The organism is Chryseobacterium sp. POL2 (assembly GCF_011058315.1).
Taxonomy (GTDB): Bacteria; Bacteroidota; Bacteroidia; order Flavobacteriales; family Weeksellaceae; genus Soonwooa.
In genome coordinates this window covers 973217-998820 of sequence record NZ_CP049298.1, presented here as the reverse complement: position 1 = coordinate 998820, position 25604 = coordinate 973217, and the positions used below count along the sequence as shown (strand labels likewise).

General features: G+C 33.9%; 22 protein-coding genes. 15 read left to right on the top strand and 7 right to left on the bottom strand.

Annotated elements, in window-relative coordinates; translation table 11 throughout:
* Nucleotides 1-18: 18 nt before the first annotated feature.
* Entirely contained in the window at nt 19-1221 is a 1203-nt protein-coding gene (locus tag G6R40_RS04710) for a Pycsar system effector family protein (RefSeq protein ID WP_165132223.1), read from the top strand.
* A gap of 59 nt (nt 1222-1280) precedes the next feature.
* On the opposite strand, the gene G6R40_RS04705 is transcribed toward G6R40_RS04710, so the two are convergent.
* Nucleotides 1281-3614 (bottom strand): GAF domain-containing protein, encoded by a 2334-nt coding sequence (locus G6R40_RS04705; RefSeq protein WP_165132220.1) that lies wholly within the window; start codon nt 3612-3614, stop codon nt 1281-1283.
* 149 nt (nt 3615-3763) lie between these two features.
* Between G6R40_RS04705 and rlmN the strand changes: the two genes are divergently transcribed.
* The 5 genes from rlmN (at nt 3764) to G6R40_RS04680 (ending at nt 9109) form a co-directional block, all read left to right on the top strand.
* On the top strand, nt 3764-4795 hold the full coding sequence (gene rlmN, locus G6R40_RS04700; protein WP_165132217.1) for a 23S rRNA (adenine(2503)-C(2))-methyltransferase RlmN: 1032 nt from the start codon (nt 3764-3766) through the stop codon (nt 4793-4795).
* 28 nt (nt 4796-4823) lie between these two features.
* Entirely contained in the window at nt 4824-5762 is a 939-nt protein-coding gene (locus tag G6R40_RS04695) for a sterol desaturase family protein (RefSeq protein ID WP_165132214.1), read from the top strand.
* A gap of 105 nt (nt 5763-5867) precedes the next feature.
* Nucleotides 5868-6644, top strand: a complete 777-nt coding sequence (locus tag G6R40_RS04690) for a hypothetical protein (RefSeq protein ID WP_228455917.1) — start codon at nt 5868-5870, stop codon at nt 6642-6644.
* 59 nt (nt 6645-6703) lie between these two features.
* Nucleotides 6704-7681 (top strand): polyprenyl synthetase family protein, encoded by a 978-nt coding sequence (locus G6R40_RS04685; protein ID WP_165132208.1) that lies wholly within the window; start codon nt 6704-6706, stop codon nt 7679-7681.
* Nucleotides 7682-7828: 147 nt separating this feature from the next.
* Nucleotides 7829-9109 (top strand): replication-associated recombination protein A, encoded by a 1281-nt coding sequence (locus G6R40_RS04680; protein WP_165132205.1) that lies wholly within the window; start codon nt 7829-7831, stop codon nt 9107-9109.
* 50 nt (nt 9110-9159) lie between these two features.
* Here the strand turns inward: G6R40_RS04680 and pheA are convergent, their stop codons facing one another.
* Nucleotides 9160-10011, bottom strand: a complete 852-nt coding sequence (gene pheA / locus G6R40_RS04675; RefSeq protein WP_165132202.1) for a prephenate dehydratase — start codon at nt 10009-10011, stop codon at nt 9160-9162.
* A gap of 380 nt (nt 10012-10391) precedes the next feature.
* Here pheA and G6R40_RS04670 point away from each other — a divergent pair, with 380 nt between their 5' ends.
* From G6R40_RS04670 to G6R40_RS04645, 6 genes are all read left to right on the top strand, one after another.
* Nucleotides 10392-11144, top strand: coding sequence for a hypothetical protein (locus G6R40_RS04670; protein WP_165132199.1), 753 nt, complete (start codon nt 10392-10394; stop codon nt 11142-11144).
* Nucleotides 11145-11223: 79 nt separating this feature from the next.
* Nucleotides 11224-11616 carry a hypothetical protein gene (locus tag G6R40_RS04665; protein WP_165132196.1) on the top strand — a complete coding sequence of 131 codons (393 nt, stop codon included), beginning with the start codon at nt 11224-11226 and terminating at the stop codon, nt 11614-11616.
* An 11-nt stretch (nt 11617-11627) separates the two neighbouring features.
* A complete protein-coding gene (locus G6R40_RS04660) occupies nt 11628-12392 on the top strand; it encodes a CsgE family curli-type amyloid fiber assembly protein (protein ID WP_165132193.1) in 765 nt (254 codons plus the stop codon).
* 3 nt (nt 12393-12395) lie between these two features.
* A complete protein-coding gene (locus G6R40_RS04655) occupies nt 12396-12824 on the top strand; it encodes a curli assembly protein CsgF (protein WP_165132190.1) in 429 nt (142 codons plus the stop codon).
* 27 nt (nt 12825-12851) lie between these two features.
* Nucleotides 12852-14258, top strand: a complete 1407-nt coding sequence (locus G6R40_RS04650; RefSeq protein WP_165132187.1) for a CsgG/HfaB family protein — start codon at nt 12852-12854, stop codon at nt 14256-14258.
* 22 nt (nt 14259-14280) lie between these two features.
* Nucleotides 14281-15777 (top strand): carboxypeptidase regulatory-like domain-containing protein, encoded by a 1497-nt coding sequence (locus G6R40_RS04645; RefSeq protein ID WP_165132184.1) that lies wholly within the window; start codon nt 14281-14283, stop codon nt 15775-15777.
* A 126-nt stretch (nt 15778-15903) separates the two neighbouring features.
* Here the strand turns inward: G6R40_RS04645 and G6R40_RS04640 are convergent, their stop codons facing one another.
* Both G6R40_RS04640 and ychF read right to left on the bottom strand, forming a co-directional pair.
* A complete protein-coding gene (locus G6R40_RS04640) occupies nt 15904-16701 on the bottom strand; it encodes a T9SS-dependent choice-of-anchor J family protein (RefSeq protein ID WP_165132181.1) in 798 nt (265 codons plus the stop codon).
* 89 nt (nt 16702-16790) lie between these two features.
* Entirely contained in the window at nt 16791-17882 is a 1092-nt protein-coding gene (ychF, locus tag G6R40_RS04635) for a redox-regulated ATPase YchF (RefSeq protein WP_165132178.1), read from the bottom strand.
* 155 nt (nt 17883-18037) lie between these two features.
* Between ychF and G6R40_RS04630 the strand changes: the two genes are divergently transcribed.
* Complete coding sequence (locus tag G6R40_RS04630; protein ID WP_165132175.1) at nt 18038-18337, top strand: hypothetical protein; 300 nt, start codon at nt 18038-18040, stop codon at nt 18335-18337.
* On the opposite strand, the gene G6R40_RS04625 is transcribed toward G6R40_RS04630, so the two are convergent.
* Together G6R40_RS04625 and mtgA are read right to left on the bottom strand one after the other, a co-directional pair.
* Entirely contained in the window at nt 18315-20351 is a 2037-nt protein-coding gene (locus G6R40_RS04625) for a site-specific recombinase (RefSeq protein WP_165132172.1), read from the bottom strand. The two genes, G6R40_RS04630 and G6R40_RS04625, sit on opposite strands and share 23 nt — an antisense overlap.
* 17 nt (nt 20352-20368) lie before the next feature.
* On the bottom strand, nt 20369-21016 hold the full coding sequence (gene mtgA, locus G6R40_RS04620; protein WP_165132169.1) for a monofunctional biosynthetic peptidoglycan transglycosylase: 648 nt from the start codon (nt 21014-21016) through the stop codon (nt 20369-20371).
* A gap of 135 nt (nt 21017-21151) precedes the next feature.
* On the opposite strand from mtgA, the gene G6R40_RS04615 reads away from it, so the two are divergent.
* Together G6R40_RS04615 and G6R40_RS04610 are read left to right on the top strand one after the other, a co-directional pair.
* The gene (locus tag G6R40_RS04615; protein WP_165132167.1) at nt 21152-22747 is read left to right on the top strand and encodes a peptide chain release factor 3; all 1596 of its coding nucleotides are present in this window, start codon (nt 21152-21154) and stop codon (nt 22745-22747) included.
* Between the two features lie 238 nt (nt 22748-22985).
* Nucleotides 22986-23672, top strand: a complete 687-nt coding sequence (locus G6R40_RS04610) for a hypothetical protein (RefSeq protein WP_165132165.1) — start codon at nt 22986-22988, stop codon at nt 23670-23672.
* Between the two features lie 73 nt (nt 23673-23745).
* On the opposite strand, the gene pruA is transcribed toward G6R40_RS04610, so the two are convergent.
* Complete coding sequence (gene pruA, locus G6R40_RS04605) at nt 23746-25371, bottom strand: L-glutamate gamma-semialdehyde dehydrogenase (RefSeq protein WP_165132163.1); 1626 nt, start codon at nt 25369-25371, stop codon at nt 23746-23748.
* Nucleotides 25372-25604: the final 233 nt, after the last annotated feature.

The window sequence follows — 25604 nt, the reverse complement described above, 5'->3', positions numbered from 1 at the left end:
TGAATCAAACATTTAATAATGAACATCGTTAACAAGGCAGAGCAATACGTTATTCAATTTTTCAAAGATAAGCTTTCTCCCGTTTATTCTTTTCATAATCTTGACCATACCAAAAGAGTTGTTACGGCTACGGAATTGTTAGCTGATGAGGAAAATGTTAATGCAACAGATAAAGAAATTTTAACATTAGCAGCGTGGTTTCATGATGTTGGTTATTGTCAATCTTGTTCTGTACACGAAAATGTTGGTATGCAGGAAGCCGAAAAGTTTTTGAAACAAGAACAGGTTTCGCAAGCAGAAATTAACGCTGTTAAGCAATTAATCCATGCCACATCATTAACCTATGTTCCGCAGAATTTATTAGAAAAAATTATTAAAGATGCGGACTGCTCGCATATTGGTTCGGAAGATTTTTTTGCCATTACAGAAGCTTTGCGCCAAGAGTGCAAACAAGTTTATCAAAAGAAAATTAGCAAACTGGATTGGGCTAACACCAATTTGACCTTTTTGAGTCAAACACATCAATTTTATACCGATTACGCTAAGAAAAATTGGGAAGCTCAGAAGCAAAAAAATATTGAAAAAACTTTTGAGCTAATTGCGGAACTTATCGAAGACAAGGACAAAAAAAATCAAACAGAAGATGAAAAAGCTTTACTGAATAAGAAAAAGCTTGAGAAAATAGAAACGCCAGAACGTGCTATTGAAACGATGTTTCGGGTAACGATGAACAATCATACCAGATTGAGCCAAATAGCAGATACCAAAGCCAACATTTTGTTGTCTGTTAATGCGATTATAATTTCGGTGGCTTTGTCGACGATTATCCCAAAATTGGACTCGCCGAACAATGCACATTTAATCATTCCGACTTTTGTAATGGTAGGTTTTAGTGTGGCAAGTATTGTTATGGCGATTATGTCAACACGCCCAAAAGTATCTAGCGGAACTTTTACGAGAAAAGAAATTGAGGAGCGAAAAGTCAATCTTTTATTTTTTGGAAATTTTCATAAAATGCCTATTGATGAATATATGTGGGCGATGAAGGAAATGATGAAAGACCGCAATTATCTCTACGATAGCATGTCGAAAGACCTTTATTATCTTGGCGTTGTGCTTAACCGAAAGTATAAAATTCTTAGAACGACTTATACTGTTTTTACAATTGGGATTTTGGTGTCGGTGATTACTTTTTACCTCGCTTTTCGAGAAGTTATTTAATTATTTAAATATAAAAGCCACTTATTATTGAGCAGCTTTTTTGTATTTACAATCTTAAACTATATTTCTGGATAAAACTCGTAGTTCATTTGTTTTGATTCATAATTAATACCGACGCGTATGGCTTGCAATCCTGCAATACCTTGTAGATCTTCGATATCAACGATTTCAATATTATCTTTCAAGTGGCCTTCGTTTTGAAGAATTTTAATAAATTTCAGATACTCGTGTTTTTCGTTTTTTTGCGAAAAAACAATACTCAGTTTCCCTGTTTGTACAAGACGTTCGTTAGAATTTTTTATTAAAGCTTTATCGATGCGTTTTTTGATCATTTCGTAGCGCGCATTATAACTACCATCAACGTCAAAGCGTTTTTCATCCATTCGGAATCTTATACTAATTGGCGCACTATAAGCCAAAATTAAGGACGTAATTTCTAACTTCATAGGAAGTTTTTCGCTAAGATTTCGGAAAATAATTTCGCTTTCTGTAATCACTCGAAGTTGCCAGATTCTAAGATTTTTGAGATAAACATCATCAAAACTTAGCCACGGTGCAATGCTGGCACCCATGTAGAAATTATGCTCCACACCGTCGGTTTTGAAACGTTCGTAATAAAATGGAAAACGTTTTTGCTGTTCGTCTTGGCGTTTGTCTAGCAGATTACTAAGTTCTTTGTTTACCATAGAAATGCTATCGTCAAACTGTTTTCTGTGGTGATAAACAACATTAGAATTTCTCTCGAATTGTTTGTAGTAAGTCGTTATCTCTTCGTTGTTGCTAAGGCTTTCAAATTTTAAACGGTTAAGAACGGGATAAATTTCCTCTTGAAGAAAAGTCTGAATTTCGCTTTCTGTATTGGCTTTTAGACCAATTTTCAATTCACTTCTTTTGGTTTTAACTTTAGAAATAATATCATCTAAACCTTGACAACATTCTAAGTTTTTTAGCAAAGTGATAAGAATATCCAGATTGGATTTTATGTCTTTTAAAATCGCATTGTTACGAACATTACTCGAGCTTTTAACATCCGATTGGCCATAAAAAGGAATCAACTTATCAAAAATAATATTCTTGTAAGGCAGCCTGTCCGGTTGATCGTGCATGATGTTAATATGCTTCATCGCCTCGTCATGGAATTTCCAATAAACACTTGGATGGATAGAGGTGTACTCTTGCTGAATAAGCGCGGCAACGTGATTTTCGATAGATTCGTATAACTGATTGATTGTATCTTCTAAGTAAATAACGAAACCATCCATCTTATTGGCATTGATACTGTTGAGGGATTTCGATGCCGAAATTAACTCTATGATGCCGAGCAATTTCCCTTCTTTATAAAGAGGTACAAAAACAGCACTTTTAATTCCCAATTTTTTAAAATTAACAATAATAAAACCTTCGGATTTATCATGTTCAATTTTATCAATGTCAGAAATACTGAAATATTTTCGACGGTCTTTAACATTTTGTAGTAAAGCTTCGTGGATTTTGTCAGAGAAGAATTGTTTGGGAATCGTTGATAGTATTTTGCTTTCAATAACAGTGTTGATGGGTGTTATCTCAAACTTATTTTCTTTATAATTAATAGCGGTATAGCCAATTTCTAAATCGGCGATTCGGAAAATAGAACGAAAAATGTTGGTAACATCTTTTTTAATATTTCGAAAATCATCTTTAGCCTGAATCAGTTGACTTTTAAGATTCGAAATCGCAACTTCTGAAGTCGCATCGTACATATTGATAATCCCAAAACCTCGGATTTCCCATGAGCTGGGCGGGAATTTTTCTTTCCAAAGATCAATATTATCGTAGTTGTCAACCAGTTCTTCGATTTCTTCTTGGGTGAGAATTTTGGAAGTTTCGGTTGGGTTAATTTTAATAAATTCTGCATTGGTCAACACACGATAATGATTAACATAGCCTTCTTTACTTGGGATATCGTACACGAAAGGCGTCTCCATTTTGAAAGGTGCGTTGAAGTAGGCTTCCAAAATTACGCAACAACTAAGGACATAGAATTGTTCTGCCGTGAAACCACTAATCTGTAAATAAAACTCTTCGCCCGCATTCTCAAGGATTTTTTGAAAACGTTTTGTCGGATTATAAATGAAATTAGCAAACGGTATTCCGACTGCTTTTATCTCATTATTCGAAAGTAATGGCGGAAAAAGTTCTTTAAGAAGTTGTTTGTAAAAAGCATCGTTTTCGCTAAGTAAACGATCTGTTAAAGGCTTTGACAGATTAGGATTTTTTTCAATCTCATTTAACACAAACTTGTGCTGATCAGCGTATAAAGCATCTGTTTTAGCTAAAGATTTTATTTCTTCAATTAAAGTTTCAAATGTAAACGTTATACGAAATGGTGTGTCAAAAGGTTGATCAAAGGTCATATATCCAATATGTTTGTATTTGCAAAGATACACAAACTTTGTAGCGATATAATATGTAATAAATTTGGATTATTTTCTATAAATCAATAATTAGGGTAGATAGGCTCTATGCGAAAAGCCTTATCTTTGCACCGTAAAATTTATAGAATTTGAAAGATATTCGTACACTTTCTCTGGATCAACTTAAAGACTACTTCGAAAGCATTGGTGAAAAATCATTTCGTGCCAAGCAAGTCTACGATTGGTTATGGAGTAAAAACCAACATTCGTTTGAAGATATGACCAATCTCTCGAAAAACCTGAGAGAAAATCTTACCCGAGATTTTGTAATTAATCCAATTGCTGTTGATTTGCTTCAAAAGTCAAAAGACGGAACTATTAAAAACGGTGTCAAACTTCATGACGGATTGATGGTGGAATCTGTACTGATTCCTACGGAAACACGTACTACGGCTTGCGTATCATCACAAGTTGGATGTTCGCTTAATTGTGAGTTCTGTGCTACAGCGAAGTTAAAACGTATGCGAAATCTAGAAGTGGCGGAGATTGTTGACCAAGTGGCACTTATCGACAGCCAAAGCAAAATGTATTTTGATCGTCCACTTTCCAATATTGTTTTTATGGGAATGGGAGAGCCGATGATGAATTATAAAAATGTTGTAGAAGCCATCCGTAAAATTACAGAACCAGACGGATTGGGCATGTCGCCACGACGTATTACCGTTTCTACATCGGGAATACCGAAGATGATAAAAATGTTGGCGGATGAAAATATAAAAGTGAAATTAGCATTATCTCTACATTCTGCGGTAGAAAAAACAAGAAATGAGATTATGCCATTTTCGGAAAAATTTCCTTTGACCGAGATTATGGAAGCCATGCAATATTGGTATCAAAAAACAGGTTCCGTTATTACATTTGAATATTGCGTTTGGAAAGGCATTAATGATAAAGATGAAGACATTAAAGCTTTGATAAGATATTCCCGCCAAGTGCCCAGCAAAGTTAATTTGATACAATATAACCCCATTGGTGAAGGAAAGTTTGACCATCGTAGTATTGAAGCGGAAGAACGCTATGTCCGCGAATTGGAAAAAGCCGGCGTTACGGTGATGGTAAGACGCAGTCGTGGAGGAGATATAGATGCGGCGTGCGGACAATTAGCAAATAAAGCAACATAATAATTATTGAATAAAAATTTATCTTAAAATGGATTTTGTATTTGGAGAAAACGCTTTAGAAAGTGTGTATGCATGGTCGATTCCGTTACATGCAACCGTTATTTTGGCAGAAATGATATACAGTAGCGTGGCACAAGCTAAACTCTACAGTAAAAAAGATTTGTTTACCAATGTCTATCTTGGATTGATGAACTTTAGCCTTGATTTAATTATGAAAGCTTTCGCCATGGGCGTTATGTTTTTCTTCTATAGTTTCCGATTGATCGATTTCGATATGGGAACTTGGTATTATTGGGTATTGTGCTTTTTGATGACCGATTTAGCTTATTATTTTCATCACGTTGTCGATCACAAATCCAGAGCCTTTTGGGCAGTCCATATTACACACCACAATTCCGAATATTTTAATTTGACAACAGGATTTAGAAGTCCAGTTTTCCAGCCATTATACCGATATTTATTCTTTTCCCCATTGGCATTTTTAGGATTTAATCCTTGGTCAATTATGGTGTGTTATGCTGTAGGACAAGTCTATGGAACTTGGGTGCATACACAAACGGTTAAGAAAATGGGATTTTTAGAATATATTATGGTAACGCCATCTCACCACCGTGTTCATCATGGATGTAATATCAAATATCTTGACAGAAATATGGGAATGGTATTTATTATCTGGGACAAGATTTTTGGAACGTTCGAGCCCGAAGATCCAAAAGTACCCGTAAAGTTTGGGATTTATCCCAAAATGCCAGATGATGGGCCAGTTACGACTTTGTTATATGAATGGCGAAAAATTGCAAATGATCTCCGCCAACCCAATCTTACGATAAAAGATAGATTCAATTATATTTTTAATTCACCAGGTTGGCGACATGACGGAAAAGGAAAAACCGTGAAAGATTACCAACGCGAATATTGGGCAAAGAAAAATGCTCAGACTGCTAAAAAAGAATCCAAAACAGCTTAATATTAAATGAGATTTCGGGTTTTGTTTATGTTTGTTTTTTGTGCAAATTTTGTTTTTGCCCAACAAACAGATGTTTTTAAAATTCGAAGTTTTAAAATTGCGGATTTGTCAGATTCGCTTCGTGAAGGCTCTGGTTTAGACTTTTTGGGAGATCAACTTTTAAGCTTTAATGACAGCGGGCATTCAGGCGATTTATTTTTATTAAATCCAAAAGACGGAAAGATTGAAAAATTTATCCCGACGCAACTTCCAAATCGCGATTGGGAAGCCGTAACAAAGGATTCTACTTCTGTCTATATTGGAGACTTTGGGAATAATAATGGTACACGAAAGGATTTAAAAATATATAAAATTCCGTATCAGGATTTTGACTTTAAAACTGATTCGACGAAAGTTATTTCATTTCAATATCCTGAACAAAAAGATTTTATATCTAATAATCTTAATACCGATTTTGATGCTGAAGCTATGATTTTTTATAATCAAAAAATTCAGATTTTTACGAAAGAATGGGCGAGTAGAAGTGTCTCGCGTTACGAAATCGATCCCGATAATTTTAATTCTCAAGAAGCTACAAAAATAGAATCTTACAATACGGGTTTTGTCGTGACAGATGCGGCTTATTTTGAAAAAAAACTATATCTAGTTGGCTATACTAAGATGACGCAGGTCTATTTAATGATTTTCGATGAGTCGGATAATCAGATGTTTTTTAGTAAAATACCTAAAAAATACCATTTGGGCAGCGCGTTATCAGTTGGTCAGATAGAAGGAATTGCAGTAAATACTGAAGGCGTTTATCTCTCAAGTGAATTATTCAAAACGCCACTAGGAACGGTCAAACCTAGACTATATTTTATCCCAAAAGAAAAATTAGAATAACGAAATTTCGTTTCTCGCTAATAAAAAATTATCTTTGCTATCATATAATATAACTTACATTGGCTAATATCGTAGAAGAAATCAAACGTCCTATAAATTCTGAAATGAAACTTTTTGAAGAAAAGTTTTATGAATCGATGAAAAGTAATGTGTCCTTATTGGATAAAGTTACCCGTTTTATCGTGACAACCAAAGGAAAACAGATGCGTCCGATGTTTGTATTTCTATGTGCAAAATTAGTGGGGGATGTTAATGAAAAAACCTATCGTGGCGCTTCTATGATTGAGTTGATCCACACCGCGACTTTGGTACACGACGATGTTGTTGATGAGAGTTTTAAAAGACGAAATTTCTTTTCCATCAACGCGCTTTGGAAAAACAAAATTGCTGTTTTGGTGGGCGATTATTTGTTGTCAAAATCGGTGTTGCTTTCTACGGATAACAAAGATTTCGACTTGCTTTCGGTGATTTCCAGAACGATTCGCGAGATGGCGGAAGGAGAGCTGCTTCAATTGGAAAAAGCTAGAAAACTAGATATTACCGAAGAGGTTTATTACGAAATTATTCGTCAAAAAACAGCCACACTTATAGCAGCATGTTGCGAAGTTGGTGTTTTGTCAAACAATGCTGATGAGGTTTTGGCTAAGAAAATGCAAGATTTTGGCACCTATACAGGAATGGCTTTTCAGATTAAAGATGATTTGTTCGATTATACAAGTAGTAATATTATTGGAAAACCTGTAGGCATCGATATCAAAGAGCAAAAGATGACGCTACCTTTAATTTATACTTTAAAAAATTCGACACCAGAGAATTATAAAAAATATTTTAATACCATAAAGCGCTATAATAACGATACTAAAAAAGTTCGTGAGTTGGTCGAATATGTTAAAACTTCTGGTGGAATGGATTACGCCATAAAAGTGATGAAAGACTATCAACAAAAAGCTTTGGATATACTTGCTGAGTTTCCAGATTCAGAGGCGAAAAAATCTTTACAAATAATGCTAGATTACGTTATTAGTAGAAAACTTTAATTGTTCATACATATAAAAGCCTTCAATTTAGAAGTTTTTTTTATTGACTTTAAAATAGTTAAATCTTTTAGAAATTCAAGTTCATACAAAGCTTTTAATTTAAGAATCGTCATTTTTCTTTATCATTCTATTTCGTAATTTTGAGCTATGAATAGCAATTCGCCTTTAGCAGAAATTTTGCGCCCGAAAACACTAGATGAAGTTGTAGGACAAGAACATTTGACAGGTCCACAAGGACCAATACGTCGTATGTTGCAAAATGATACTATCAATTCGTTGATATTTTGGGGACCTCCAGGTACAGGAAAAACGACTTTAGCAGAAATAATTTCGGAACAATCCAAACGAAAGTTTTACAAATTAAGTGCCGTAACTTCTGGGGTTAAAGATGTTCGTGATGTTATTGAAGATGCTAAAAAACAAAATTTATTCTCCGGAAAATCGCCGATTCTATTTATTGATGAGATACACCGGTTTAATAAATCTCAACAAGATTCGTTGTTGCATGCTGTTGAAAAAGGCTGGATTGTTTTGATAGGTGCGACAACAGAAAATCCGAGTTTTGAAGTGGTCTCTGCATTGTTATCGAGAAGTCAAGTCTATGTTCTTAAAGCTTTGACGTTTGAAAAGTTGGAAGACCTGGCTGATACAAGTCTCAAGAAATATAACGAACTCAATCTTTCCCAATTCGTTTTGGATGACAAGGCCGCGTTTATTCAATATTCTGGAGGCGATGCACGTAAGTTGATTAATTCAATAGAGTTGGTTCTTAATCAATTTAAAAATTCAAAAACCGAACATATTAATAACGATGATGTGCTTTCTGTTTTACAAGAAAATATGGCACTTTATGATAAAAATGGCGAACAACATTACGATATAATTTCGGCTTTTATCAAATCTATTCGGGGTAGCGATCCCAATGCTGCTGTGTATTGGTTGGCGCGAATGTTAGTTGGTGGTGAAGATATCAAATTTATTGCACGACGTCTAGTGATTCTTGCTTCTGAAGACATTGGATTAGCAAATCCAAATGCCTTGGTTGTAGCAAATAATTGTTTCCAAGCTATTAATATCATCGGTAATCCAGAAGCTAGAATTATCCTTAGTGAAACTGCTATTTATCTGGCTGTATCGCCTAAAAGTAACACTGCTTACGTCGCTATAAACGATGCAATAGCTTTAGTTAAAAAAACAGGAAATCTTCCTGTACCATTACATTTGCGCAATGCACCGACCAAGCTTATGAAAGATATGGATTATGGAAAAGATTACCAATATGCGCATGCACACGCAGGTAATTTTATAGAACAGGAGTTTTTACCAGAAGAGATTTCAGGTGTTCATTTGTACCAACCTGGGCAAAATTCCACTGAGCAAAAAATAAAAGACCAGCTCCAAAAAAAATGGGGAAATCGGTATGAGTAGTTAATATTTTGGGTGAAATTTATTAAGCCTTAAAAAATAGAATACTGCTGTTAACTTTCCAATAGATATTCGTTATAATTTCCAAGAAAATCGACTTTAGTTCCTAAAGCTTTTAACTCTTCAAGTGCATTTTCATGCAAAATAGGATGCCATTCGCCAACAATATTTAGGAAGAAAAAATAATTACCAAGACCTGTTTTCAAAGTTCTTGACTCGATTTTGCTGAGGTTCATATTGCGCCACGCAAAAACCGATAAAACTTGATGCAATCCTCCAGCATAATCTTCGGGTAAGCTGACCAAAAGGCCAGATTTTTTACCGATATTTTCTAACGAAATATTATGATAAGTATCTTGATTTTTTGATATAATAATGAAACGTGTATGGTTTTGCTCAAAATCATGAATGTTACGATGTATGATTTCTAAACCATAAAGTTTGGCAGTAAACTGATTGGCTACGGCAGCAATTTTTCGATTTTTGTTTTCGGAAACATACTTTGCTGCGGCTGCTGTAGAAGAAAAATCTTGTTTGACAATATTTGGAAAATGGCTATTCAGAAAATGAAAACTTTGCGCAAGGGCTTGTGGATGCGAGTATATTTTTTCAAAATCAGTTTCGTTTCTGTTTTCAGGAATAACCATAAGGTGATGTGCAATGGGCATTACAGCTTCGGCTTCGATTTTGACATTTGGCGTTTTATAAAGATAATCCAAAGTCATGGAAACGGTGCCTTCTATTGAGTTTTCGAGTGGAACAACTGCTTTTTCGACTTTATCATTTTCGACAGCTTTGAAGCAATCCAGAATACTAGTTTCTGGAATTAGTAACTCGTTAGGAAATAATTGTGTTGTCGCTAGCTGGGTGAAAGAAGCTTTTGGTCCAAGAAATGCTATTTTCATTATATATTATATTAATGAAATTAAATTTGTTTAATTTTAAGCATAGTTAAGTTTTTTGTTTGAATTTCATCTACTAATGATAGTCAAAAAATAATTTTTTTAGCCATTTTGAATAAAATAGCCATTGTTAATTCTAACTAGTTGGATAAATTTTTCAACTTAGATTAAGTTTTTGTTATACTTTCTAGATAAATGTTTTCTTATTGGGTTTGTGTAAATCTTTTATTTATAGATATTTATGATAAGATCAAAAATTACAAGGGGGATATGATGGGGTAACGGAAAATAGTGATATTCAAAAATCATATATAAAAGCGATTTTTTGAAGGGGTTGACAAACATATCTTTGGACTGTTAAACCATTAAAAAAACGTTTTATCATGAAAAAGTTAATTTTAACTGCATGTGCAGTTTTTGCAACAAGTTTTGCATTCGCTCAAGCTAACAATGATGTTACTACACAATTAGGTAACGGGAACTCAGCTACAGTAAACCAAGTAGGGTTAATGAACGACAACTCTATTCACCAACAAGGTGATGATAACATTGCTAGTACAACTCAAACAGGTATTGGTAATATGAATGAGTCTGAAAGTTATGGAAACGATAACGAAATCGATGTAACTCAAGTAGGCCTTGGTAACGAAAATTATTCAGGTCAACTAGGTAATTCTAATTATGCTTGGGTTTCTCAATCAGGAGCATTCAACTCTAGTTTCCAAGTACAAATTGGAAATGATAATGATACTCGTGTATCACAAGTTGGAGCTTTTAATGAAAGCACACAAGTTTCTATGGGAAATGATAATATTGCTTGGGCTGTACAAGATGGTCTGGGTAATTCAGCAACTCAAGGACAATTAGGAGATGGCAATATTGCATTCGCTAGCCAAACAGGAATTTTAAATGAGTCAGTACAGACCCAATTAGGAGATGATAATATTGCTATAGTTCTGCAGGATGGTTTGGCAAATTATGCAGAACAATATCAAGATGGAAATGGCAATAGTGCTCTTGATATGCAAACAGGACTTTTTAACTCTTCTGTTGTAACTCAACTAGGTGATGCACATAGTCATGTGGGAACTCAAGTTGGAGTAGGCAACTCAATGGTTGTTAATCAAAGTAACTAGGGGATTAGTTTAGTATGTAAGGAGGAAGACTTATTAATAAGCTGCTTCCTCCTTTTTATCTTTTATTATTTCTATCAAAATGAGAACAAAGTTTCTTTTTATAATGTTTAGTTTTAGCTTTTTTATAATTGCTAAAACACAATCATTTAAAGACCTTAATTCTCAAAATGTTTTACAGTTTCTCACATCATCACAATCGGCAGATATTGGTAGTTTAAGCAATGTTATCCAACTAGGTGATAATAATTTGCTAGAAGCAAGCTTAATAGATGATAAGCTTTATAGTTTGCAGATGGGTAATAACAATGTAGCAAATTATATTGATTATAACAGAAACCAAATGTCAGAGATGACGATAAGAACAATTGGTAATAATAATATCATTGTAGTAGATGGTAGCAATTCTATTTCTAATGGAATGAGTGTTGAAATAATTGGAAGTAATAAAAGTATATTTATAGAAAACAGATAAAAAAATATGTAATGAAAAATTTGTTTTACTTGTTTTCTTGTTTATTAATTTTTTCCCCTATACTATTTTTTTCTCAAATTGAAAATACTATTGATGTGAAAGCTGCTATAGAAGTTAAAAATGCCGAGAATATGATTTCGATTCATGCTAAGGCCATTAATAATGACGACATTGTGCATGCTCTTAATTATCTTTTGATAAGTATCAAGCGTTCTTCTAACGGCAATATTTCAAATAACAAGCAAGAAGGGCGGTTTATTATCAGTCCAGATGAGAGAAAAGATTTATCACAAATAACAATTAATTATGCCAATGATGATCAAGTAAAAATTTATTTGTTTATTAGAAATGAAAAAGAAAATCAATTAGTTTCCAAAGACTCTTTGTTTTTTAATGTAAAGTCAGACGAGTTACTAAGCCATAAAAATAACTTTAGTAATGAGAAAGATGAAATTGTTAAAGAAGAAGATTTTGAATTGAAAGGTCTTGTAGTGGACAATACCAAAAGTAAAATTGGAAAAGATTTTTTTGAGGCATTTTATAATATATATAAAGATTCTACTGATCAATTCGCTTTTGTAATTAATATTAACGAATTACCTTCAATAGGTAGAAATGGTATAATAAATATTGATACAAGTGATAAAAATATCTACAGTTTTCGTGTGGTTCCAAATGATGATTACATCATTGCACAAGCACAGATAACAATGCGGTATCTTAATAATTATTATAGGGAAAGCAAACTATTAGATAAGGAGTTAAGAGCTCCCTGAAACATGAAAACAATTTGTCCTGTTCCAAAGGTTTTGCTAGTTATCCTTTTTATTTTAGGATATACCTCCATAAAATCCCAACAGATGGCTTACAAACCAATTAACCCTGCTTTGGGAGGAGATTATTTTAACTACAGTTGGTTGTTAAATTCAGCTAATGCGCAAAACCAGTTTGATGATAATAAAACTCCAGGCTTCAAACAACCTACAGCAATAGGTAGTTTTCAAGAAAATCTTAATCGTCAACTGCTTAATCAAATTTCGAGAAATTTATTTGGTGGAGACTTAGGAGATTCGAACTTAACGCCAGGTGTTTACAATATGGGGTCGCTAAATGTTACAATCTCTGAATATTTTGGAGGCCTTAACATAGGTATTATAGATATGAATACTGGAGAACAAACCAATATTAATCTTCCTAATACTAACTAAAAATTAACATAACCAAAATCTGAAAAAATGTATTTTAAACGTAACCTAAAAAAAGTACATTTTCTCTTTTCAATTCCTTTATTAATACTTAATAGCTGTAGTGCATTATTCAAAGCTCCTACAGGTTATCAAAGTTCTACTTTAGGTGAAGTAACGCCTTATACTAAGTTGCTAAAAACTTTGCCGGAACCTAAAGAAAAAGCAGTGGTAGCAGTCTATAAGTTTAAAGACCAAACAGGTCAGTATAAAGCATCAGAGAATATTTCTAACTGGAGTACCGCAATTCCTCAAGGTACTACTTCTATTCTACTAAAAGCTTTAGAAGACTCAAAATGGTTTACTACAATTGAAAGAGAAAATATTAGTGATTTGCTCAATGAAAGACAAATCATAAAATCTACAAGACAAGAGTATGCAGCTTTACAAAACCAAGCAAATGGTCAAAAAAGTTCTGCTACGCCATTACCACCTCTTTTATTCGCTGGAGTAATTATCGAAGGCGGAATTATTTCCTATGATACTAATATAATGACAGGTGGTGCAGGGGCGCGCTATTTTGGAATCGGTGCTAGTTCGCAATATCGACAAGATCGCATTTCGGTATATCTGCGCGCTGTTTCTACCAATAATGGCAAAATTTTAAAAACCATTTATACTTCCAAAACTATTTTATCACAATCTCTTAGCGGTAGTTTCTTCCGATATGTTGACACAGAAAGACTTATGGAGGCAGAAATTGGTGTGACAAAAAATGAACCTGTACACCTTGCAGTGAAAGAAGCTATTGAAAAAGCAGTCTTTTCATTGGTTTTAGAAGGTGTTAAAGATGGTCTTTGGGAATCTGATGAATCTAATAAAAAAGTAGTGGATAGTCTTATTGCAAAGCAAAAAACAGAAGAGCAAATTAATGAAGACTTTAGAATTGATAACAGATTGATAGCACCTAAACGCGGAAGCTTTGGACTGTTTGGTGGATTGATGTCCAATACCATAAAAGGAGATTATCCTGATGGAAAAGCCAAAATTGGATATAATTTTGGAATGAAAATATATGTCAGCAATAATATTAGCTTGGATGCTAATGTTGCCGATTTCTATTTAGTGAATTCTAATATTTTCAAGCGAAAGTTTAATAGTCTAGATTTTAATGTTGAATACCTGATAATGCCTAATGACAACGTCTCGCCATATGTGTATGGAGGTGTTGGAATGATAGGTTCTAGCCATTCATTTTTTAATAATATTAAAACTAAAATAAATGCTGGTGCAGGTATAGAATATCTACCAATGCCAAAATTTGGACTAAGATTGTATGGTGAATATGATTTCGGAATGAATGATGATTGGGACAATTTAGTTAGTGGTAAAAGGAATGATAACCTTTTTAGAATAGGACTAAGTCTTAATTATTATTTTGGAAAACCTAAAAACTAATCAAACCTTAAACTTTAAAATCATGAATTCATATAAATATATAAAGTTTCTATTCCTTTTTTTGATATTAATATTGACAGGATGTAGCGAAGATCTGGTGGAAAAAACCTATAAAGCAAACATCAAAGGCGTAGCAGTGAAGTATAAAACCAATGAGCCTCTTCAGAATGTGAAAATAACGACGGCACCTACAACAGAAACAATTTTTACGGCTGCGGATGGAAGTTTTATAATAAAAGATGTTCCTATTGGAGATTACTCCGTTAAAGCAGAGCTAGAAGGCTACATTATGGAAATAAAAGGTGCTAACCTAAAAGACGATGGTCAGACCGTAAGTGTCGTATTCGAAATGAAAGATGATAATACACTTAATTCTCCGCCATCTGTTCCGGAGCTTGTAACACCTGCTGATAATGCAGAAAATCAAGCTTTGTCCCTTAAACTAAGTTGGAATTGTACAGATCCAGATGAGGATTCGATTACTTATAGAGTTATTCTTAAAAATAATAAGAATAATGATATTAAAACCTATAAGAATCTAACTGAAAAATCCTTGACATTGGATAGTTTGGTTTTTGGAACAAGTTATTTTTGGCAGGTCGTGGCATCAGATGGCATTAACGAGGAAGTTTTTAGTAAAACTAATAAGTTTACAACCATCAAAATACCAGAAAATAGATATCATTTTGTAAGAAAAATAGGTGATAACCTAGGTATTCTCTCATCAGATGAACTTGGCAAAAATTTTCAACTTACTAAAGATAATACAAGTGCAATACGACCTCGTAAGAGCAATGCAGCTGGTGTTATTGCATTTATTAAAGTTGTAGAAGGTAATCCTCATATTTTTACAGTAAAACCAGATGGCTCAGAATTGTTTAAAGTAACATCAATTCCGATTTCAGGCTTTAATATTAATGAAGTTGATTTTTCATGGAGTGCCAATGGAAAAGAAATATTATACCCAAGCTTTGATAAAATATACCGTGTCAACAAAGATGGTAGCGGCACACAGCTTGTTTATCAAACTACAGATGGCAGTTTTATTTCTGAATGTGCATGGTCTGCTGATGGGACAAAAATTGCATTGAAAACTAATAATATCAATGGTTACAATGTTAAGATTTATGTAATAGATATGTTAGGAAATGTTCTCAAAACCATATTAGAAAATGTTACTGGAGCAGCTGGAGGTTTAGACTTCTCGGTTGAAGGGACTAAGATTCTCTATACACGAGATATCTCTGGTTTTGAAAATAGTGACTACAGACAACTCAATACACATATTTTTATATACGATTTAACAGACGATACAGTTTTGGATGTATCCACTAAAACGAAAATCCCAGCCGGCTATATTGACATTGATCCTAGATTCTCACCTAATGAAGCAGAGGTTATTTTTACCCAAACTTCTAACGATGGAATATCTCAGAAAGATGTCTATAGACTTTCTATTACCGACGAGGATTCTAGAAAGTTGCTTTTCAGCAACGCCTGGATGCCCGACTGGGAATAGGTTACATTTTTTTCAGAGGAACCTCTTCGTATGAAGAGGTTCGCTTTTTTATAATGCTAACCTTTATTAAAAGTCTTTTGAATTTAGATAGTATTAAATCTAATTAAATCCAAGGATTTATTAAAATTACTTTTTAATAATCTTTCTGGATATTACATTGTTTTCAGAATAGATATTCACAATATAAGAGCCAGGAAGTAGATTTTTAAGATTAGTTTCAGAATTTTGAGTTTCCAAAACTTTGTGTCCATTCATATCAAAAATTCTTATTTTTTCAATTTTATTTAATCCAGAAACTTTTAAAATATCAGAAGTTGGATTAGGATAGATTTTAACAGACGTTTTGTTGATATCAGAAATGGCTAGCTTTGGTTCTTCCAAAACTTCAATATTATCTAATAGTAAAACCAACAAATCTGTACAATCATAATGTCTAAATACCAATCTCACATCTTGTCCTGCATATTCGCTAATATCAATATTCACATGTTTTGCCTCGTCCATATAGCCAGCATCTAGTGTTTCTTCAAAAATAGGTATTTCGGTTCCTGCAAATTCAGTGTTGGCAGGGATGACATATACTGCATAATGTTCTTGAAATACTTCTTCATCAAAAGCGCCGATATCGAATTTTAATGTTAATTTTTTGTCAGCATTATTTGGTAAGATAATACTAGGGCTTGTTAATGTATTATCTGGCGTAAAAGCATCAAAAAACCAAGACCAAGATGTGGCATAAAAACCAGTGAAACTATCAATTTCGGAATTGTCAAATTCCCATTTTTCTCCATCTCCATCTCTGTCTGTGTTAATCCAAGAATTGCGTCCAGCTTCTGTTTCAAAATCTTCTTTAAAAATTGATGTTTGAGAAAATCCAGAAATACAAGTCGCCAAAGAGGCTGTAAGAAGTAGTTTTTTAATCATATTTAAATATTTAATTGGTCAAATGTACAATAAAAAAAACACCCGTTTTAGGAGTGTTTTTAAAATTTATTTAGAAGCCTTAAATTCAATTAAACATTGAATCTAAAGTGCATAATATCACCATCTTGTACAATGTATTCTTTACCTTCTACCGAAAGCTTTCCAGCTTCTTTCACTTTAGCCTCGGAGCCATAGGTCATATAGTCATCATATTTGATAACTTCTGCACGGATAAATCCTTTTTCAAAATCTGTATGGATAACCCCAGCCGCTTGTGGAGCTGTCCAACCTTTACCAATTGTCCATGCACGCACTTCTTTAACACCCGCTGTGAAATAAGTTTGTAGTTTTAATAAAGCATAAGCTTGACGGATTAATCGATTAACGCCTGGCTCTTCAAGACCTAGTTCTTCTAAAAACATTTGGCGTTCTTCATAAGATTCTAGCTCGTTGATATCCGCCTCAATCTGAGCTGCTAAAACCACAACTTCAGCACCTTCATTTTTTGCCATTTCTTCAATCTTAGCAATCCATTGGTTACCATTTTTGATCGAGCTTTCATCGACATTACAAACATAAAGTACAGGTTTGTTTGTCAATAATTGCACTTCATTTATAATTGGAGCTGTCAAATCATTTACAGGAAATTCTCTAGAATTCTTTCCGTCTTCAACAAATTTTTGAAGATTTTGTAAAGTTTCGTAAGCTAAGATATCTTCTTTTTTACCAGATTTGATGAATTTTTTTGCTTTGTCAACTGCTTTTCCTATCGTTTCAAGATCTTTTAATTGAAGTTCTATATCAATAATTTCTTTATCACGCATTGGATCAACAGAACCTTCCACATGGATGATGTTACCGTTATCGAAACATCTCAAAACATGGATGATAGCTTCACATTCGCGGATATTGGCTAAGAATTGGTTGCCAAGACCTTCGCCTTTGCTAGCCCCTTTTACAAGGCCTGCGATGTCAACAATCTCTACAACAGCTGGCAAAACGCGCTCTGGATTTACTATTTTTTCCAGCTCAAAAAGACGTGGATCTGGTACAGAAACAGTCCCTAAATTGGGCTCTATCGTACAGAATGGATAGTTTGCAGATTGTGCTTTTGCGTTACTAAGACAGTTAAAAAGAGTTGATTTTCCAACATTAGGTAAACCTACAATGCCACATTTCATTATATCGTGATATTTGTTTTGTTATTAATTAGTTTCGATAAAGTGTTTTTTACCAAATTATCGCGGGCAAAGATAGTGATTTTGTTTTTTAAATTTTAATTTTACATTTACTTAGCAAAACTAATTCTAATGATGTATTTGCGAGATTAATAATTATGGGAAAGAAAAAGAAAAGAGAGTTTTTGTCGTCAGAATTGGTACAAAGTTTTGCAAAAATTCATGGTTTTGAATCCAAACTTCAGGCTTTTGAGATTAAAGATTTTTTGGAAGATTATCTCTCTGCAGATTTGTTCAATGAGATAGAGTCTGTTAATATCGACCAAGGGAATCTTTTAATCAAAATAAAATCACCACTTCTTAAAAATGATTTTAGACTTCGCAAAAGTTTTTATTTAAGCAAAATTAAAAATAGTCTTGGGGAAAATTTCGATTTTAAAGATCTTTTGGTTTTGTAGGAGCTTTAGACTTTTCCATAAGTTCTTGTGCTTTTCCGTCCAATCTTGAGCGAATCGGAATAAAAAAGCGCAAAGGGTTTTTAAGAAAATATTTGAAAATTTCCTGAAATATAGCGCCAATCTCTGTTGTATTCATCTTTCTGGAACGGAAAGCTAGCATCATAGACAGACCAAAACTTACGATAAAGTTAAAAAAGCCAATCAATCCAATAGTGACAAAAGAAACCCAAAAGGTGTACATACCAACCGAAAATCCTTTACCATAAAGTGCTACAGCAAAATATCCAGTAGAAAAAGTGATGTGTCGAATGTCAATATCCAAGCCCAGAAATATACCAATGGGCCCCGTAATGCCTAAAAAAACACCAAACCAAAAGTTGGACATAATGCCTGCCCAGTTTTTATAATAATATATGGAAAGGTTTTCAGCGAATTTTTGTCCGAAAAAATAATTGATAAAGGGATTTTTGGCAATCCTTTTCGGAATTTGAAAAAATACCGAATTGTTGGCAATATTTCCAGATATAATCCCAGATATAAACAAAAATACTCCAGCAATACTTGCGTGTAAAAGGGCTTTGGACTCGAACATATTAATGTTGTGGAACAGCTTGTCAGCCTTTTCGGTACCATAATTATGATTGAGCAAAATATCCAGTGCATACACAACTGCGAGTGCAGATGCAAACGTTAAAAAAACATTTCCTACAAATGCGATGAACTGACTTCTAAAAAGTTTTGAAACAAAGTGTGCAAAGTCAACATAGTTTTTTTGAGTGTTATTTTTATCAGAAAGGACTTTTGCCATCGTTGCGGCGGTCATTGCAGGCTGTTTGGTCGCTATCGTATAACCCATCAAATAGATGATAACAAAACACATTGCATAATTGAAAGCATAGATGGCAGCATGACCAAATTCGCTGGAATCCAAATCGCCGTATAAAATCTTAAGAATACTGCATGCACCGATAATAACACCTGCCGCACTAGCTTTCCATAGCATTTTCAGATAATCCTTCTGGGACGAGGTGATATAATGTGTGCCCGTTTCAGCGGTATGATTGGTAATCAGGTGCGATATCAACCTTGTGTTGTCAGAAAGCAAATCTTGGACATTATTCTTGTGCGATTTGTAACGAAGTATATTCAAAAATAATTGCTTGGAGCGGACAACATAATCGCTGTCATCATCAATAACAAAGATTTGAAGTATCTCGGACATTCTTGTCAACTGCTGACGAATTTTGAGAAGATAGAGATTAATCTTACTGGAAATTCCGTATTTACTACTGTTTTTAAAAGCGATATTTACAAATTCCTGGCATTGTTGAAGGTACACTTTTATTTGTTTATAAACTTCATCTTTAGAATTGAGTTGAAAGTTGGGCTCATCTTTGAAGTTGGTTATCAAAATATCCAATTCATTTTGCAAAGCCAAAAAAGGATTGTCAAGATTTCGATATTTAGGAACCATTTTCATAACCTCAACATCCATCGCATTTCCGATGACACGCCAAGCCAAAACATTGAAAGCGAAAAGCAATTCTTTTTTGACATGCGTATTGGCAACCAGACGATCAATCTTTAGAAGTTTGAAAAGTTCGCTCAATTTATCTTCCTCGGAGTTAAGAAAAAAATCAAGGTCTTTTTTTGGTGTAACGGATACGAAATCAACGAGGTACCAGATTGTATTTTCGTTTTCTATATTTGGTAGTACTTTGTTAAGAAGTCTTTTCTTTAGTTCTGGAAAAAAAGCATTTTCGGATAAGATATCTGCTTCTGTTAAAGATAAATTAAAGGGTTTATCTTTAAAAATATTTTGAATATAATAACTTAAATTATCAGTAATATCCTGATTGTCTTTGAGATAAGCTACGAAAACACCCAAGTCTTCCTTCTTCACAGCACCTATTAATTCAGCGAGTGGATCAAGAGAAAAAGTTTCATTTTGGGCACTAAAATATTTTTTTAGAACCGTACTGAAGTTGTCTTTGTTTTTTAATCTTAAAGGCATAAGTTCTGCAAATATAATTATTTCAGAACAATGTTATTCATTTGACGCATCACCCAGTTGTGTTTTTTGTTGAGATAAGGTGTCGGATTTTTAGGATCATATTTTTGCGGATTAGGAAGTACGACAGCTATCCAAGCTGCCTCACTTTTGCTAAGGTCTTTAGAAGATTTCCCAAAATAATATTTGGATGCCGCTTCCACACCAAAAACCCCTTGCCCCATTTCTATTGAGTTGAGATAGCGCTCCAGGATGATATCTTTTCCCCAAACTTTTTCGATAATAAATGTATAGACGGTTTCTAATCCTTTTCGGAACCAGCTTCTACCTTGCCACAGAAATACATTTTTGGCGGTTTGTTGAGAAATGGTACTTCCACCGCGTTTCACTTTTCCTTTCTTTTCGTTGTGTTCTAATGCTTTTTTAATCGCTTTTACGTCAAAACCATTATGTTCAAAAAAAAGTTGATCTTCGGAAGCTATCACCGCTTTTTTAACATTGTTCCCCATATCGTCATAGGAAATATAATCGCGATCTAGTTTTCCATATTTCATAATACCGCCCAATTGTGTCCATGTAATGGGAGGATTAAAGAAAATCCCAAGTGTGATAAACAAGATGTTGGCGATAATAATGACTAATACAAGTCGCTTTATAAATTTGAACATTGAATACTGTTTTCGTGCACAAAAGTAATCACATTTTCAATATTTCCAAATGATAAAATGTCAAGAAAAATTCTTACAGAATCTAATTTTAGTTTTTAAATAAAAATCACGATTTTTGCAATCTCAATTTTTATTATGTCTTTAGAACAAGAAATTAGCAAAAGAAAAACATTTGGGATTATTGCCCACCCGGATGCCGGAAAAACGACTTTGACAGAGAAACTGCTTCTTTTCGGAGGAGCAATTCAAGAAGCGGGTGCGGTGAAGTCCAACAAGATAAAAAAAGGAGCAACCTCCGACTTTATGGAAATAGAACGCCAAAGAGGAATCTCGGTGGCGACTTCGGTTTTGGCATTCGAGTATAAAGATCATAAGATTAATATTCTCGATACGCCTGGTCACAAAGATTTTGCGGAAGATACATACCGTACATTGACGGCGGTAGATTCTGTAATTGTTGTTGTCGATGTTGCAAAAGGTGTGGAGGAACAAACTGAAAAATTGGTTAAGGTTTGTCAAATGAGAAATATTCCAATGTTGGTATTTATCAACAAGTTGGATAGAGAAGGGAAAGATGCTTTTGACCTTTTGGACGAAGTGGAACAAAAACTAGGTCTTAATGTTGTACCATTATCTTTACCAATTGGTATGGGTAGCGACTTCCAGGGGATTTATAATATTTGGGAAAACAATATTCAGTTGTTTTTAGAAGAAAAAAAGCAAAAGGTAGGCGACACGGTAAAATTTGAAGATATTAATGATCCGAAAATTGACGGAATGATTGGTGCCAAAGCCGCTGCTCAACTTCGTGAAGAGTTGGAGCTTATAGAATCTGTATATCCTGCTTTTGATCGCGAGGCATACATCAACGGCAACCAGCAACCTGTATTTTTTGGTTCAGCATTAAATAATTTTGGCGTTCGTGAGCTTTTGGATGCTTTTATCGAGATTGCACCAATGCCACAACCAAAAGAATCTGACCAAAGAATTGTAAAGCCAGAGGAAAAAAACTTTACAGGTTTTGTGTTCAAAATCCACGCGAATATGGATCCGAAGCACCGTGATCGTTTGGCCTTCGTGAAAATTGTGTCAGGAACTTTTAAGAGAAATGAAAATTATCTTTTAGTAAGAGAAGGTAAAAAGTTGAAATTTTCTTCACCTAATGCTTTTTTTGCAGATAAAAAAGAAGTTGTTGAGGAGAGTTATCCTGGCGATATTGTAGGATTGCACGATACGGGTAACTTCCGCATTGGTGATACATTAACTTCGGGAGAAAAATTAAGTTTCAAAGGAATTCCGAGTTTCTCGCCAGAGCATTTCAGATTTATTAACAATGATGATCCTCTTAAAGCTAAGCAATTGGCTAAAGGTATTGACCAGTTGATGGACGAAGGCGTGGCACAATTATTCGTTATGGAGATGAATGGTCGTAAAATCATCGGTACCGTTGGAGCACTTCAGTTTGAAGTTATCCAATATCGTCTGGAGCACGAATATGGCGCAAAATGTACGTATGAGCCTATCTCGATTCACAAAGCTTGTTGGGTAGAAGCGGATGAAAAGTCTGCGGAATTCCAGGAGTTTGCAAGATTGAAACAGCGTTTCTTGGCGAAAGATAAATATGATCAATTGGTGTTTTTAGCGGATTCGTCATTTACAATTCACATGACGCAGGAAAAGTTCCCAAATGTAAAACTTCACTTTATTAGTGAGTTTAGACATCAAGATTAAGAAGTTTACATTTTTAAATATATTAAACCAACTTGTAAAACAGGTTGGTTTTTTTATGATTTAGAAAAGAATTTATCAAAAAAATATTGTTTTAAAGTCAAAAATTATATTAAAAGGACTAATGGTTTTTGTTGTTAAAAATTCATAAAATTTTTTAAATTATTATAAAATAGAACAAAATAAATAATAATACATAACATGATTTTGTTATCATTCAGTAACTAAAAATAAAAAAGTAATGAAAAAAAGTAACAGAATTATTTATCTGCTATTCTTGTTTGTGTTGGGAGTTAGCATGATGTCTTGTCGCGATGATGACGATGATAATCCTTTTAATCCAAATGATTCTAGTCTTGCAAAAATTAGTTTTGTAAGCAATTTAGCTAATGAAGAAATTATAGATTTTGACATCAACTCAAAAGATTATGTTGAGGTTGATTTTGGAGATGGTAAAAAGATTAAATATGAAAAACCGTCAAATAGTAATGAGATTAAAATTTCTTCCAAAGTAAAAGGAAAAGAAATTAAAATCTACGCGCCCAATGCTAACAGTATTACGAAATTTGAGGCTAATAATATGAAAATAGCTAGTATTGATGTGAAAAATGCAATAGAACTTGATAATCTTGACTTGTATAAAAATGAATTAACAAGTTTGGACATTTCTAAAAATACAAAACTAACTTATATAGATTATAGCATTAATAAAATAAAACAATCTGCCAACAATGCTATTTTGAACGCTTTGCCAAAACGTGTTGAAGCGGATAATGCTGTTGTTTGGGCTTATGACAATTATAATAATACCGAACAAAATGATAAACCGACACAACAGGCTATCGATGCAGCCGTAGCAAAATTTTGGAACGTTAATATTGATGATTATGATAATGGAAAATCTGTTCGATCTATACAGCATAGATGATACTAAGGAGGTTTGTTTTAAATAAAATCGGCGGGCTCTTTGAGCCCGCCGATTTTATTTAAAACATTTTATATTAGCCTAGATATGGATATTTATAATCTTTTGGAGAAACAAATGTTTCTTTTATACTACGTACAGATACCCAACGTAGAAGATTCATTTTAGAACCCGCTTTATCATTTGTTCCAGAAGCTCTACCACCACCGAATGGCTGTTGACCAACAACGGCTCCAGTTGGTTTGTCATTGATGTAGAAATTACCAGAAGCATTTTCTAAAGCTTTATAAGCCTCGTCAATTGCATAGCGACATTGTGAAAATACAGATCCTGTCAAAGAATATGGCGAAGAAGAATCCACCAATTTTAAAGTTTCTGCCCATTTATCATCTTCGTAAACGTAGATGGAAAGGATAGGACCGAAGATTTCTTCAATCATACTTTCGTATTGAGGATTGCTCGTTTCGATAACAGTTGGATGAACAAACCAACCTTTAGCATCGTCATATGTACCACCGATAACAACCTTGGCTTCGCTAGATGCATTGGCTCTGTCGATATAACCTTTACATTTTTCGAAAGAATTTTTATCGATCACCGCATTTACAAAATTGGAAGGATCTTCAGGAGAACCAACTTTAATTGTTGACATTTGGTTTTCCATTACTTTTTTAATATCGTTCCAAAGTGATTTAGGAATATAAGCTCTAGATGCCGCAGAACATTTTTGACCTTGATATTCGAAAGAACCTCTTACCAAAGCCGTTGCTACAGCTTCAACATTGGCAGAAGGATGTGCAATTACAAAATCTTTACCACCAGTTTCTCCCACGATTCTTGGGTAAGTTCTGTAGTTATGGATGTTATCGCCAATCATTTTCCACATACCTTGGAAAACCTTTGTAGAACCTGTAAAGTGTAAGCCTGCAAAATCTTTGTGAGCCATTACTTTTTCAGCAGTTTCTTTCCCGTCTGTAAAGATCATATTGATAACCCCCGCAGGAAGTCCAGCTTCTGTTAATACATCCATAATCACTTTAGCAGAGTAGATTTGTTTGTCAGAAGGTTTCCAAACCACAACATTTCCCATCATGGCCATACAAGCAGGTAAATTACCAGAGATTGCTGTAAAGTTAAACGGCGTTACGGCAAAACAAAATCCTTCTAGTGGTCTGTATTCTACGCGATTCCAAATGCCATTATCCGAAATGGGCTGTTCAGCATACATTTCTGTCATAAACTCTGCATTAAATCTCAAGAAATCGATAAACTCGCACGCCGCATCTATTTCAGCTTGATGAACGTTTTTTGACTGACCTATCATTGTCGCAGCATTGATGGTGTCTCTGTATGGACCAGCGATAAGGTCAGCGGCTTTTAAGAAGATAGAAACTCTTTGTTCCCAACCCAAAGCATTCCATTTGTCTTTTGCTGCCAAAGCAGAGTCGATAGCCTGGTCAACATGCGACATATCACCTTGATGATAAAAACCAAAATCGTGTTGATGGTCTTGTGGCGATTGTAATTTTACATGTTTACCAGTTGTAACCTCTTTGCCATCGATAACCATTGGGATTTCAATCTTTTGATCCCACATTTTTTTGTAGGTTGCGATAAGACTTTTTACTTCTTTAGATCCAGGTTCATAGGAATTAACAGGTTCGTTAATAGCAATAGGAACTTGTGAAATTGCTTTAGACATATTTGTAGTATTTAATATTAAAAATTTAAGTTCCTACAAATTTATTCAATATTTAATTAAAGAAAAAATTAAAACATCGATACTTTAATAGAAGTATCTTAAGTGTGGTTTTGTTGTTAAATTTTCAAAGAATTTCGATTTTACCTTTTGATTTCTAGATAAAATATCTATTTCAGCACCGAATTAATTTACAAAATTTAAATCTATGATTAAAAATTACTTTTATCTTCAAT